Source organism: Thermogemmatispora sp., from assembly GCF_042408735.1.
Lineage (GTDB): Bacteria > Chloroflexota > Ktedonobacteria > Ktedonobacterales > Ktedonobacteraceae > Thermogemmatispora.
The window spans coordinates 1-13,006 of record NZ_JBHOQV010000158.1 but is presented as its reverse complement, the minus strand read 5'-3'; the positions used below and the strand labels follow the sequence as shown (position 1 = coordinate 13,006).

Here is a 13,006-nt window from a genome sequence, read left to right as displayed (position 1 = left end):
GTGGCGTGAGAAGAGAGCAGCCTTGACGGGCATGCGCAATTCCCATACAATCTATTTACAGGGGAGAGACGTGCAGTCAGCTGGTGAAGCCTGACGACCATTAGGCACAGAAAATATACCAGACCCTCAGAGATCCGTTCGTCGTTCGCCTGTCGGCACCACACCGGCCCTGGTTTCGAAGGGAGGTCGGGCCATGACGTCTGCTTCTACGCCACGGCCAGAAGAGGAGTGGCTGAGCCTGCGCGAGGCTGCAGAGCTGCTAGGAATGCATCCAGCAACCGTACGCCTGTGGGCTGACCGCAACGCCTTGCCCTCACGACGCACCAGTGGAGGCCACCGCCGCTTCCGCCGCTCCGATATCGAGGCCCACCTGCGCCAGGAAAGCGAGCGCAAACCTCGTCCCGCCGCTCGCCTGCTCGTGCAGAGCGTGCTGGGGCGCGTGCGCGAAGCCTGGGCGGAGGGCGTGCTGGATAGCCTGCCCTGGCATCGCCATTTCGACGAGGCCGCTCGCGAAGCCTATCGCCGCCTGGGACGCCGCTTGCTGGAGCTGCTGCTGCGCGCTCTGACCGACGCCGGCGCCTATCCGGAGCTGCTGCATGAGGCTGCCCGCCTCGGCTACGAGTACGGCTCGATTACCCGCGCTTCCCACGTGCCAGTGGCCGACGCCGTCCGCGCCTTCCTCTATTTTCGAAGCCTCGTCGACGAAACTCTCATCCAGTTGGCCGAAGTCCAGGGCAACCGTGACCATCAGGAAGTGCCCTGGGCCGAAAGCCTGTATCAGATCCAGCGCTTGACCAATGAGATCTTGCCAGCCCTGATCGAGGCCGCTCTGGGCGAGAACCCGGGTCAGCCCTCCTGAAGGCTTCATCTCCTGCAATGTTTTCCTCTCTCTCCCGAAGAGACCAGACCTCCGGCAGAATCGAGTGGGCTGAAGCACCCTCCTCCTTAACCAGGCTGCTGGCTCTCACCCCTGAGCTGGCTGACCTCTCCCTTTCTTCCTCATCCCTCCCTGCCCGTCCTCTCCTCCGCCCGCTTTAACAGAGCGCTGACGTACCCTTCTCTCCTATGGAGCGCTTCCCCCGATACAAACGGGGAAGGATAGACGTATTACCACCTGTGAGCAGCACAAGCCCGCCACGCTCTGGGGGATGAGCGGGCGGCAGATCTCAGCCGTAATCTAGAAAGTATTCCGTGATCCGCGGTCTACAATTGAATTAATGGTACATTCTGTGTTACAATATGAATATAACCCGCGAAGAGCCTGGAGGAGAGAGGGGCGGTGACTGGTGGTGCTGCTCGTTCGTTCGTGAATAAGGGTACGACCAGAAAGAAATAAGCACAGCATTAGTGAAAGCCGGTTCTTGTGGCCGCTCCTGCCCAGAGGGCGGAGCAGCGAAAGCGGGCACGACTCTACATTTCCTGTGAAATCCACTCCATTGAGATAGATTGTCAGTTTCTGTTATCTGCTATTCTGGATATAAGGACCCGTTTGATTCTCAAACGACCTCCCGTCCTTGAGGGAGCGGGTCATGGTAGCTACTGTCTCCGAGAAGGATCAGCAGCCAGCAGCATGGGCAGGGAAAGCCTCCGCGCTAGCCCTGCCTTGCCATTCGTAAGCAAGCAAGCAGGAGAGAGAAGAAGGGATAGACTATGTCCGACGAGAGGCAGATAGAGGTTCTGGAAGGAGAGTCGGCGGGAGAGAAGACGGAGGTCCTGCACCTTCCTGCTCGCCTGCCGGCCAACAGCCGGGCAGCTGCCGCGCAACGCCTGGAGGAGCGCCCTGAAAAACCTCCAGTGGGCGTCTACTACGAGGCGCCCCATCTGGTGACCCACCCACGCGGCTGGCGTCTCAGACGTCACTACAAGCGCAAGAACCTCCATCGCAGCAATTTGCGCTATGCCCTGGCCGAGAAGATCGGTACCCAGTGGACGCTGATGCCGCTGGCCCTGATCTCGCTAGCAGTGGTTATCGTCCTCACCAGCGTCTTGGTAGGAGTGGCGGGCCTGGTCAGCGCAACCCAGGAGCGCTTTGGGCAGCAGGTCGTCACGTTGGCCGATATTCTGCCCAAAGATAACCTGAAGATGTACGATGCCGATGGTGATCTGATCTATCAGATGACCAGCGACGGTCTGCAAACCACGGTCCCCCTCTCCCAGATCTCCATTCATCTCCAGCATGCTGAAATCGCTATCGAGGATCAGAATTTCTGGAGCAACCCAGGCTACGATATCACCGGCATCGTGCGTGCCGCCCTCGACGACCTGACGCACGGCCGTATCGTCTCCGGCGGCAGCACCATTACCCAGCAGCTCATTAAAAATGCTATCGTCGGTAATAAGGATACTATCATTAGAAAACTCCAGGAAATCATTCTTGCTCCGCAGGTGACACGCTACTATACCAAGGAGCAGATTCTCTCGATGTACCTGAACACCGTCTACTACGGTGAGCAGGCTTATGGAGCCGAGGCCGCGGCCTTCACCTACTTCGGCCTCAAAGATACTCCAACCAAGAAGGCGGCGGCTCAGCTCGATATTGCCCAGTCGGCCATGCTGGCTGGCATCCCCAGTTCGCCGATCGCCCGCGATCCCTTCATCAATTGGCCGGCGGCCTTCCAGCGTGCCAAGGATGTCCTCCACCAGATGCGCCTTCAGGGCTACATCACTGCCCAGGAAGAGCGAGCTGCCATTGTCGAGATGCAGCAGCCAAATTTCCTGCATCGCGGCGTGGTGAAGAATAGTCCTGATGCCCCTCACTTCATCAATTATGCCCTCAATGAGCTGGCTCAGGTCCTGCACGTGAAGGTCTCGCAGCTCGCCCGCAGCGGGCTGATCGTCCATACCACGCTCGACCTGAATCTGCAGAAGCAGGTCTTCAACATCGCCAAGAAGCAGATTCAGAAGATGGCCTCTCATCACATGAGCGATGCCGCGGTAGTCGTGATGGACCCGCGTACGGGCGCCATCCGGACGCTGATCGGCAACATTCACCCCAACGACCCCAACACCGGCCAGTTCGACGTGGCCACCCAGGGCTATCGCCAGCCTGGCTCGGCCTTTAAGCCCTTCATCTACGCCACGGCCTTCGCCCAGGGAGTCAGCCCGGGTATGCCGGTCTACGATGGCCCGCTAACCATTCAGATGTGCTGTGGCCTGCCGCCCTATACGCCTCATAACTATGATATGAGCTATCATGGCCTGATCACTTACCGCTACGCTTTGCAGAACTCGTTCAACATCCCAGCGGTTAAGTTGCTGATGCAGGTCGGAGTCGATAATGCCCTCAAGACGGCGGAGGCTATGGGGATCACCAGCTATGTCGGCACCCCCAACTATACGATGGTACTGGGCACCCTGGGGGTCCACCTGCTGGATATGACTGCTGCCTACGCCGTCTTTGACAACGGCGGCATTCGGGTACCGCCCCACGCCGTCGACACGGTCACGGACGCCCAGGGGCATCTGGTCTACCGCTATGTGCCCCAGGGCAAGCGGGTCATCAGCCGCCAGGTGGCCTTTGTGGTTACCAATGTGCTCAGCGATAACAACAACCGTACCTACGAGTTTGGAAAGTGCAGTGCCCTCTACCTCTATAGCAACACGCAGCAGCAGTGCTATGCCGGCAACCCCGGCGTGGTCCGCCCTGCGGCGGCCAAGACGGGTACGTCGGAGAACTTTATGGATAACTGGACGGTGGGCTATACGCCCGATGCGGTGGTTGGGGTCTGGGTCGGCAATGACGATAACTCGCCAATGATCAACGTCATTGGTGTTGATGGCGCTGGTCCCATCTGGCACGATACGATGCTGCTGGTGGAGAAGGGCAAGCCGGTTGAGCAGTTCCCTGGCCCACCGCCTGGCGTGGTGAAGAAGACCGTCTCCTATCAGGGACTCACCTCAACCGACTGGTATATCGTCCACAATGGCGAGTAGGATAGAGGCAACCGCCTCTATCCTACCTGAACGCCGAGACGTTCAAGCAGCCGTCGGCTGATCTCGGCGCGGTACTTGATCGGCATGCGTCCGGCGTGCCCATGGGAGTCCGAGCCGGTGCTCAGCAGGAGGTCGTGCCTGTCGACATAGGCCAGGTAGCTCTCGATGATCTCGGGGCTGTGGTAGGGGTGGTAGACCTCGATGCCATCTAGCGGCACCTCGGCCCTCACCTCATCTAGCAGAGCGGGATCGTAGAAGGTGAAGCCTCGCTCGCGCCGTCCAGGATGGGCGATCAGGGCCACGCCTCCGCTGCGATGAACGGCCTCCACGGTCGCGGCCATCTCGGGATGAATGGTCCGCTGGCCGGCTTCACGCAGGATCTCTAAGGCGCTTTGCCAGTCGCGGGCGTAGCCATGCTCGATGAGGAGCAGGGCGTTGTCGCGCGGCTGCTGTGGCTCGCCTCCGCTGGCCGCCAGTAGCTCTGCCGCTCGCGGAAAATGGTAGCCTCGTCCTTTAAGGGCCTCATGGACCTCGCGGGTCTGCTCTCGCTGGCGGCGCCTGACGTCCGCGATGATCTCGCGCAGGTGAGTGGTCTCGGGGTCGAAGCCGTAGCAGAGGACATGCGCCGAGTGGTTGCGCCAGGTGGTGCTCATTTCAACGCCGGCCAGCACGGGCAATCCCCTGGCTGCGGCCTGCTCGCGCACCGTGTTGATGGTATCGACACGGTCATGGTCTGTAACGGCTACCAGCGCAAAGCCTTCCTGGACCAGGTAGTCGATCAGTTGATCGGCTGTCCAGCGTCCATCGCTGTAGGTGGTGTGCATGTGCAGGTCGATGGGCGCTTCTGGAGAAAGCTTGAGCGGTGCTGTGAATACGTCCAACACTAAACTCCTTCGGCTGATGATAGGATCATGTGGGTTGCTTTGCTTTGAGCGGCCCTCTCTCGCTTGAATGAGTCAGCAAGTCGGCCATAGAGGAGCGACGCCCCCCGCTGAAGAAGGGAACGCCGTCTTGGCCTGGCTCAGTGGCTGTCGACTCGCTCTGCTGAACTACACCCTGGCTCTGGCTCCGTTGCCCTCTCGCTGGCTGGCTGGCTAGCCCCCGGCTCTCAGCGGCGGAAGCAGTAGCCAACGCCTCGTACGGTCTGGATCAGCTTGGGATTGGCGGGATCTTCCTCGATCTTCTCCCGCAACCAGCGCACGTGGACATCAACCGTGCGGGTGTCGCCGACATAGTCGTAGCCCCAGACGTTGTGGAGAAGCTGGTCGCGGGTAAGCACGGTCCCCCGGTTGCGCACCATATAGACGAGGAGGTCGAACTGCTTGGGCTGCAGCTCGATCTCTTGATCGCGACAGAAGATACGGCGACCGTCGAGGTCGATACGCAGGGGACCGGCGACCAGTTCGCGCCTGGGCCGCGCGGGTGCCTCGTTGCTGCCGCGCAGACTCTCTTCCTCGAAGGGACTTCCGTATTCAACACGACGCAGCAAGGCCCGGATGCGCGCTAGCAGCTCCCGACGGCCAAAAGGCTTGGTCACGTAGTCATCGGCCCCCACCTCGAGGCCGACCACTTTGTCGATCTCGTCTCCCTTGGCGGTGAGCATGATGATAGGAATGGTGGCGGTCTCCGGCTCGCGCCGCAACTGCCGACAAACCTCAAGTCCGTCAAGGCCGGGCAGCATAATATCAAGCAGAATGACGTCGGGGCGCTCGCTACGGGCCGCCTCCAGAGCGCTGTAGCCATCCGCCGCCGTGATCACCTGATAGCCGGCCTGCTCCAGGTTGTAGGCGATGGTATCAACCAGAACCTCCTCATCGTCTACCACGAGAATCTTGCGCGCCACGGTTCTTCTCCGTCCTCGTCTCTCTGGCTGGCTGAGATAGGAAGGTATCACTCTGAATCACTTCATTTCATTATACTATACTTCTTCTTTGCGCCCACCTGGGCTTCTTCCCCCCTTGTTGTGCGGCGACTGGCGCACATGGTAGCATGAAAGGAGAAAAGCAGGTGCACACACACACACGCAGTCAACTGCTACCGACTCGCATGGCTCCTCCGTCGCATGCATGGCTCCTCTGGGCCGCTGCGGGTCTCGTTCGTCCAGCGCTGACTGGCGCAGGACTCAGTCTTGAAGAGAAACAAGGGAGACGCTGCTTATGACCCATCTCTATCTGATCCGGCATGCCGAGTCATTGAATGCGGTTCAGCATCGTTTCGGCGATCTGGACCTCTCCCCTCGAGGGATCAGACAGGCCGAGCGCTTGCGCGATCGTCTGGCCGCGACGCATGAAATCGCCGCTGATATTTTGATTTCCAGTACCTTGCGCCGCGCCTATCAGACGGCTGAGATTATCGCTCCTGCTTTGGGCCTCCCGATCGTGCTCGATGATGAAGTGCAAGAGATGCATGAGGGCCAGGCCGCCGGATTGAGCGAGGAGGAGTTTCTGCAGCGCTTTGGTCCCCCCGATTTCGAGCAGAATCCTTTCCGGCCAGGCGCACCGGAGGGCGAAAGCTGGTCCGAGTTCATGCTCCGCGTGGGGCGCGCCCTTCAGCGCATTACTCACGAGTATGCCGGTAAGACTATCGTGGTGGTCTGCCACGGTGGCGTGATCGATGGCTCATTTATCTACTTCTTTGGCCTTAACTCTCTCGCTTTTCCCGCGGTACGATTCCAGACACAGAATACCTCTATCACTCACTGGTATTATGGAACTTCTTTCCTGGGAGAACGTGCCTGCTGGCATCTGCTCTGCTACAACGATGCCTGTCACCTCCGAGAGATGGAATGAGGGGCCTGCCTGCTGGCGCGCTCTGCCATTCCAGCGCTCGTCTGGCCCGGCTAGCCAGTAACCAGGAAAGGTGAGGACGCCTCTCTCCCGTTCTGGCCCATTCTGGAACGACCCGCCGTCCACCACAAGGCTGGCCCAGGCCCTGGGCATGACCAGGCTACCGGCGGTGTTGTAATAAAGTGAAAGGAAGAGAAAAAGAGGCCCTGAAAGTGGGCAAAGAGGGCCAGGCAGTCGTCTCGGTCTGCCCAGCCGGAGCAGCGAGACGACTGCCGCGGCTCCCCAGTTCTCCTTGCCAGCCGGCTCTCCGGTGGGCAAGGTAAGAAGGTGGCGCGCCCCGTCTTCCTGCCTGCCTTCCTGCCTGTACTCCTTTGTTAACCGGCCTTAAAGTTAATTTAACAAAGACATAACATTGGCGCGCTACGATTCTGCTAGAACTGGTGTGAGTCGAAAACATGTCCCTGAAGCAAGGAGACACAACACATATGGTTGATGGCGGAGAGCCATCCCGGATTGCAGCCGTGGATAGTGCTATTGAAACGCATAAATCTGTCTTGCACGCACTGGACAACAGTAGCCTCTCAGGTTTCCACTGGAAGGCGATGATCACCTCGGGCATGGGCTTCTTCACAGACGCCTATGACCTGTTTATTATCGGTGTTGTCCTCGCGATTCTGACGCCCCTCTGGCACCTCGGTAACTTTGAGATCTCCCTCGTTGGCAGCACCTCGCTGATCGCCGCAGCCCTTGGCTCGATGATCTTTGGGCGTCTCGCCGACTTCGTGGGGCGGCGCTCGATCTACGGCTTCACGTTGCTGGTGCTGGCGGCAGGGGCTTTAGCCTCCGCTCTCTCCCCTAACGTGGTCTGGTTGATCATCTTCCGCTTCATTCTGGGCCTGGGGATCGGTGGCGACTATCCCCTGAGCGCGACGCTGATGAGCGAGTACGCTAACCGGCGCGATCGTGGCAAGCTGGTGACGATGGTCTTTGCCATGCAGGGGGTCGGCCTCATTCTGGGTCCTCTGGTCGCCATTGCTCTCCTGTTGGCCGGGCTGGACCACGATCTGACCTGGCGCATGATGTTGGCTCTGGGAGCGGTACCCGCGCTGGCCACCTTCTATCTGCGTCGCCAAATCGCGGAGACGCCCCGCTTCGCCTTGATGATGCAGGGTGATCTGGAGGCCGCGGCGGCGACGGTCAGTCAGGTGACCGGCCAGAATGGATATGGACACAACGGCGCTCACCCTTCGGCCCTGGCTCTGACTCAGCAGCGGTCGAGGCCCGCCCCCCAGTCCGTCGCTCCCAACGGCTCGAATTCGGGCGCCCAGAAAAAGCGCTCCTGGCTCCCGCTCCTCGGACGCGCCCCTTATCTGCGTTGGCTGATTGGTACCGCTGGTGCCTGGTTGCTGCTGGATATCGCCTACTATGGCACGACCATCTCTAGCCCGCTGGTCTTGAAGTCCCTCAACGGGCACTCAAGCCTGCTGCTGAACATGGTCTATACGCTGCTGATCTTCCTGGTGGCCGCTTTCCCCGGCTACATTGTGGCGGCGCTGACCATTGACCGCCTGGGGCGCAGGTGGATTCAGTGCGTGGGCTTTGCCATGATGGCCCTGGCCTACGGGCTGCTGGCGATTTTCCCGGCCCTGACCCAGCTAACGGTACCCTTCCTGCTGGTCTACGGTGTGAGCTACTTCTTCACCGAGTTCGGCCCCAACGTAACTACCTTCGTCTACCCCGCCGAAATCTTCCCGGTGATGATCCGCTCCACCGCGCACGGCATTGCGGCGGCCCTGGGGAAGGTTGGCGCCTTTATCGGCGCCCTGATTTTCCCCTTCCTGCTGACCAGCTTCCATCTGCCTGGCGTGATGACCTTCACCGCCGTGATCTCGGTGGCTGGCCTGGTCCTGACCTTGCTGACGCTCCCCGAGCCTAGCGGTCGCTCGCTGGAGGAGATTTCCGGAGAGTACAAGCTGGTCGAGAAGGAGGCTCCGGCCTCTTCTTCCTCCCTCCTGACTGAGCGCGTGGCTGTGGGCGAGCTGCTCTCGCGCTAGGCCGATCTGGACAGCGCTGGCGCCCTCCCGCTTCAGTAGGAGCGGGCAGGCTCCGTCGGCTCGAGGCAGCTCCACCAGCGAGCGAGCAAGAGAACGTTAGCCAGCAACATAGCAGAAGGCAATGACGGCGTGTACAATAGCTCGTGAGAGCGCGCCGTCTTTTCTTCTCTTGCTGCCTGCCTGGTTTCTCTGGGCAGCGAAGGGCCAGGAAGGAAACGAGGGGAACCAAAGAAGGGAGGGAGCCGGCGCCGAGGTCGGCTTGACTCGGCCTGGGGCCGCTCGAAAGCTCAGCCGCAGCGAGGCGGAGGGCCAGGCCAGGCAAGTGACAGAAAGGGGAAAGCTGTCACCATGAATATCATCGAGTTCTTCCGACTGGAGCAGCGTCGCTTGCATGAGTGGATGCGCACCAGTGTGAGCGATCTCAGCGTGGAGGAGTGGCACTATCTGGGACCGGGACAGGTCAATACGATCGCTTTTCTGCTCTGGCACTGCGTGCGCACAGAGGATAATATCCTGCGCTTTATTTTGCAGGGCCGGCAGCCCATCTGGAATGAGGAAGAGTGGCATACGCGCCTGGGCCTGCCGCCGCGTGTCCAGGGGACTGGCATGAGTAGCGAGGAGGCGCGGCAGTTTCGGATCGCTGACCCCGCACTATTTCTGCAGTATGCGGCCCGCGTCTGGCAGGAGTTTGAAAGCTATCTGGCGGCCATCGAGGATGGAGGCGCCGAGCTGTCTGCGCGCATCGTAAAGGTGAAGCCCCTGGGAGAGATGCCGGCCATCCAGGCCATCGGCCAGATCTGCCTGACGCATTGCTTTACTCATCTTGGCGAGATCGCCCACATCCGCGGCGAGCTGGGCAAGCAGGGGATGCCCATCTGAAGCCAGGAGGAGACCGCTCGGAGTGGCCTGGTGGCGGACCAGCGCCCTTCCTCGCTGCTATTCGACCCCGAGGTCCCACGCCTGTTGTAGGTCGGCCCGTGAGTAGCACTGAAAGGCCATCAAGGTATGGGTGCGCGTAATGCTTGAGATGGCGGTCATCTTCCCCGTCACGACCTCGGCCAGGTCCTCGTAGCGTGGCAGGCGTAGCAGCGCCACCAGGTCATAATCGCCGGTGACCGAATAGACCTCGGCCACTCCGGGAATCTCCAGCAGTCGCTGCGCTGTCTCGTTGATCTGTCCTCTCTCAACGTTCATCAGTACCAGGGCTGTAATCATCGCAATCCCTCTTTCTCCCTCGTTGTTCTTTCGTTGTGTATGTATTCTTGTGGGCGCTGCACCGCTCTGTGATTGGCAGGAGGTGAGCAGGCGCATTTGACGTGGCAGCTCTGGCCAGCTCGGCTATTCAGAAGGGCCGCACTCCCGCGCTCGCCCTGGCTGGGCTGCCAGCCCCTTGGGATAAGAGGACGAGCCTGAGTTGAGGGCCGGGCAAGCGGAGAGCTGAGCAATTGCTCAGGCTGCCCGGCCCTATTTTTACTGTACTTGCTGTACTTGCCTGTCCGCTCACCTGTCTATCCGCCCACCTCGTGGGTGGCCAATGCCCGGGAGCGGGCGGGTCTGACCGATGGGCTGGCTGGTCGAGGCTGGGGTCCCGGCTGTGAGCTGGCAGGTGGATGGCCTCTCCCTTACGCTTGAAAGACGGGCGGGGGCGGTACGCTGGGTAGCTCCATGCTCAGCCCAATACCCTTGAGCTTTTTGCGGAGCGACTCAACAGCGTAGCGCGGGGTCTGCCAGGGATCGACACGGGCCGCCAGGTACTGCGGAATCTCGCGCTCTGGGGGAGTGAGGCCAGCCAGAGCGGTCGGCAGATACTTCTGAACGGCGGCGTAGACAATCTGCGCTCGCCCGCGATCCTGCTGGATCATGTCGCGCAGAAACTTGACCCCGAAGAGCACATGGCGTGACTCATCGCGCGCCACGGCGGTAAAGCCGGCGCGGAAAGCCGGGAACAGGTTGAATTGGCGGTAGGTCTCCAGAATGGAGCGCTGGCCAGCCAGAGCCATCGTACCCTCCACAATGATGTGGTAGAGCGTCACCCCCTCGATCAGGTGGGAGAGCTGGCCCGGCTCCTGGCGGATACGCTCGGCGATCTCTGCCAGGGCCTCGATCAGGATGGAGCGCAGGTGCTCGTTCATATATCCGACGGCCACCTGCAAAGCGCCATCGAGGCTCTCCTGCTCAACGCCCAGCACCTCGTGGAAAAAACGATCGAAGAAGACCGTATGGCGAGCCTCGTCGACAAGCTGGGTGGTCAGGAAGAGGCGCATCTCCTCATCTGGCATAGCGACCACGTAGGGAGCCAGCGTATTGGTCACGCACTCCTCCCCTTTGAAGAAGGCCGAGAGGCCGTACATGCGCGCCTGCCGCTCCTCGGCTGGCATTGCTTCCCACTGCTGGCGGTCATAGCTGAAGTCCAGCTCCTGAGCCTGCCACTGCTGGCGCTCCCAGCGATAGTAAAGCTCACGATAGCCAGGCAGATGCACCAGACCCTGATCGATGATATTGAGCACCGCATCGATCGGCGTCCCCTGCAACTGAGAGAGCGGAGCGGTCTCTAGCGAGTGACTGCTATTGTGAGGGCTGTTGGACATAACGCCTCCTCAGCTCCTTCTTATCGATCTTGCCCACAAGGTTGCGCGGCAGGGAGTCCACGAACTCGATCTCACTCGGCGTCTTGTAGTTGGCCAGGTATTCGCGACAGAAGGCTTTGAGCGTCTCGGCATCGACGGGCTCGCGCGTGACCACGAAAGCCTTGACTTCCTCTCCCATGCGCTCGGAGGGGATGCCCACCACGGCGGACTCGATGACCGCGGGATGGCGGTTGAGAACTTCCTCAACGTCGCGCGGATAGATGTTAAAGCCACCGCGGATGATCAGGTCCTTTTTGCGCTCTACGACGTAGATGTAGCCATCCTCATCCATGCGTCCCATATCGCCGGTATGCAGCCAGCCATTGCGCATAGTGGCCGCCGTCTCCTCGGGCAGATTGTAGTACTGCTGCATGATATTGGGGCCGCGGGCGATAATCTCGCCCACCTCGCCCACCGGCACATCCTGGTCGTTCTCATCGACGATACGGATCTCGACGCCCGGCAACGGTCTGCCGACCGAGCCAGGCTTGCGCGGCATCTCACGATTGTGGCCGGTGAGCGCGGCGGTAGCCTCCGAGAGGCCGTAGCCTTCAAGGATACGACAGCCAAACTTCTTTTCAAAGGCTTCCAAAACGGCCACAGGCAGGGGGGCCGAGCCACTGACACAGTACTGCAGGCTGCTGGTATCGTACTTGTCGGCATCAGGGCTATGCAGGAGGGCCACGAACATGGCGGGAACCCCGGCAAAACCGGAGACCCGGTAGCGCTCGATGGCCGAGAAGACGGCAGTCGTGTCGAAGCGCGGCAACATGACGATCCGGGCGCCGTTGAGGTAGGCGACGTTGGAGGCGACGAGTCCAAAGGCGTGGGCCAGAGGCAGAATAGCGAGATGGGTCTCGCCCTGGCTCTCGGCGGCCTGGGGATCCTCATCCCCGCCAACGCCACGCCCACTGACGGCGTTGGCCACCAAATTGCGGTGGGAGAGCATGACGCCCTTGGGACGCCCCGTGGTGCCAGAGGTGTAAAGGATGACGGCGGTGTCATCGGGACTGAGCTGGACGCCGGGCAGGTCGCTCAGATAGTAGTCGGCGTAATCTGCCCCTCGCGCGAGAACGTCCTGATAGGCGTGGACCTGGAGCCGCTCTGTCGGCAGAGGTCCTCCGGCGGCTGCCGGATCACCAACAACGATGAGCTGTTCGAGGGTCGGCACCTGGGCCAGGCTGGCCCCGTGAAGTGGGAGCAGCAGCGGACTGGTGATCAACAGGCGCGCACCCGAGTTCTGCGCGATGTATTGGACCTCGGGCGGCTTCAGCAGCGGAAGAACGGGAATGACGATGGCGCCGGCGCGCGCAATGGCCTGGTAGGAGATGATCACCTCGGGACAATTGGGGATCATGACCATCACGCGGTCACCAGTCTGGATACCGAGGGCGCGCAGGCCGGCGGCCAATTGCACGGCCTCGCGGGCAATCTCTACGTTGCTGTAGCGGCGTGGCTCCGCCAACTGGGGGTCCTCATAGACCAGGGCCTCGTAGGTGCCAAAGCGCTGGCAGTTGTAGATCGCCAGGTCGTACTGAAGCCGCAGGTCAGCGATGTCCCTGATGTTCCTGGCTTCGACCATGCGCAAACCTCCTTGTTAGTCGAC

General features: G+C 60.8%; 10 protein-coding genes. 5 read left to right on the top strand and 5 right to left on the bottom strand.

Annotation, left to right across the window (positions count from 1 at the left end):
• Positions 1 to 193 precede the first annotated feature (193 nt).
• Positions 194 to 859 carry a helix-turn-helix domain-containing protein gene (locus tag ACFMO7_RS18085; protein ID WP_376796890.1) on the top strand — a complete coding sequence of 222 codons (666 nt, stop codon included), beginning with the start codon at positions 194 to 196 and terminating at the stop codon, positions 857 to 859.
• A 791-nt stretch (positions 860 to 1,650) separates the two neighbouring features.
• Positions 1,651 to 3,933 carry a transglycosylase domain-containing protein gene (locus ACFMO7_RS18080; RefSeq protein ID WP_376796889.1) on the top strand — a complete coding sequence of 761 codons (2,283 nt, stop codon included), beginning with the start codon at positions 1,651 to 1,653 and terminating at the stop codon, positions 3,931 to 3,933.
• A gap of 17 nt (positions 3,934 to 3,950) precedes the next feature.
• Here ACFMO7_RS18080 and ACFMO7_RS18075 read toward each other — a convergent pair whose 3' ends face one another.
• Complete coding sequence (locus ACFMO7_RS18075; protein ID WP_376796888.1) at positions 3,951 to 4,814, bottom strand: PHP domain-containing protein; 864 nt, start codon at positions 4,812 to 4,814, stop codon at positions 3,951 to 3,953.
• Between the two features lie 227 nt (positions 4,815 to 5,041).
• Complete coding sequence (locus tag ACFMO7_RS18070; protein WP_376796887.1) at positions 5,042 to 5,776, bottom strand: response regulator; 735 nt, start codon at positions 5,774 to 5,776, stop codon at positions 5,042 to 5,044.
• Between the two features lie 313 nt (positions 5,777 to 6,089).
• On the opposite strand from ACFMO7_RS18070, the gene ACFMO7_RS18065 reads away from it, so the two are divergent.
• The 3 genes from ACFMO7_RS18065 (at position 6,090) to ACFMO7_RS18055 (ending at position 9,652) form a co-directional block, all read left to right on the top strand.
• Positions 6,090 to 6,722: a histidine phosphatase family protein gene (locus ACFMO7_RS18065; RefSeq protein WP_376796886.1), complete on the top strand. Its 633-nt coding sequence runs from the start codon at positions 6,090 to 6,092 to the stop codon at positions 6,720 to 6,722.
• A gap of 482 nt (positions 6,723 to 7,204) precedes the next feature.
• Complete coding sequence (locus ACFMO7_RS18060; protein WP_376796885.1) at positions 7,205 to 8,773, top strand: MFS transporter; 1,569 nt, start codon at positions 7,205 to 7,207, stop codon at positions 8,771 to 8,773.
• A gap of 348 nt (positions 8,774 to 9,121) precedes the next feature.
• Positions 9,122 to 9,652 carry a DinB family protein gene (locus tag ACFMO7_RS18055; RefSeq protein WP_376796884.1) on the top strand — a complete coding sequence of 177 codons (531 nt, stop codon included), beginning with the start codon at positions 9,122 to 9,124 and terminating at the stop codon, positions 9,650 to 9,652.
• A gap of 57 nt (positions 9,653 to 9,709) precedes the next feature.
• Here ACFMO7_RS18055 and ACFMO7_RS18050 read toward each other — a convergent pair whose 3' ends face one another.
• From ACFMO7_RS18050 to ACFMO7_RS18040, 3 genes are all read right to left on the bottom strand, one after another.
• Positions 9,710 to 9,988: an Lrp/AsnC family transcriptional regulator gene (locus ACFMO7_RS18050; protein WP_376796883.1), complete on the bottom strand. Its 279-nt coding sequence runs from the start codon at positions 9,986 to 9,988 to the stop codon at positions 9,710 to 9,712.
• A gap of 407 nt (positions 9,989 to 10,395) precedes the next feature.
• Entirely contained in the window at positions 10,396 to 11,361 is a 966-nt protein-coding gene (locus tag ACFMO7_RS18045) for a ribonucleotide-diphosphate reductase subunit beta (RefSeq protein WP_376796882.1), read from the bottom strand.
• A complete protein-coding gene (locus tag ACFMO7_RS18040) occupies positions 11,339 to 12,982 on the bottom strand; it encodes a long-chain fatty acid--CoA ligase (protein WP_376796881.1) in 1,644 nt (547 codons plus the stop codon). The genes ACFMO7_RS18045 and ACFMO7_RS18040 overlap by 23 nt, the downstream gene beginning before the upstream one ends.
• Positions 12,983 to 13,006 lie beyond the last annotated feature (24 nt).

Excerpts from the sequence above, each read along its gene's own strand:
- ACFMO7_RS18085 (WP_376796890.1), top strand. The coding sequence starts at position 194 with ATGACGTCTGCTTCTACGCCACGGCCAGAAGAGGAGTGGCTGAGCCTG.
- ACFMO7_RS18080 (WP_376796889.1), top strand. The coding sequence starts at position 1,651 with ATGTCCGACGAGAGGCAGATAGAGGTTCTGGAAGGAGAGTCGGCGGGA.
- ACFMO7_RS18065 (WP_376796886.1), top strand. The coding sequence starts at position 6,090 with ATGACCCATCTCTATCTGATCCGGCATGCCGAGTCATTGAATGCGGTT.
- ACFMO7_RS18060 (WP_376796885.1), top strand. The coding sequence starts at position 7,205 with ATGGTTGATGGCGGAGAGCCATCCCGGATTGCAGCCGTGGATAGTGCT.
- ACFMO7_RS18055 (WP_376796884.1), top strand. The coding sequence starts at position 9,122 with ATGAATATCATCGAGTTCTTCCGACTGGAGCAGCGTCGCTTGCATGAG.
- ACFMO7_RS18050 (WP_376796883.1), bottom strand. The coding sequence starts at position 9,988 with ATGATTACAGCCCTGGTACTGATGAACGTTGAGAGAGGACAGATCAAC.
- ACFMO7_RS18045 (WP_376796882.1), bottom strand. The coding sequence starts at position 11,361 with ATGTCCAACAGCCCTCACAATAGCAGTCACTCGCTAGAGACCGCTCCG.
- ACFMO7_RS18040 (WP_376796881.1), bottom strand. The coding sequence starts at position 12,982 with ATGGTCGAAGCCAGGAACATCAGGGACATCGCTGACCTGCGGCTTCAG.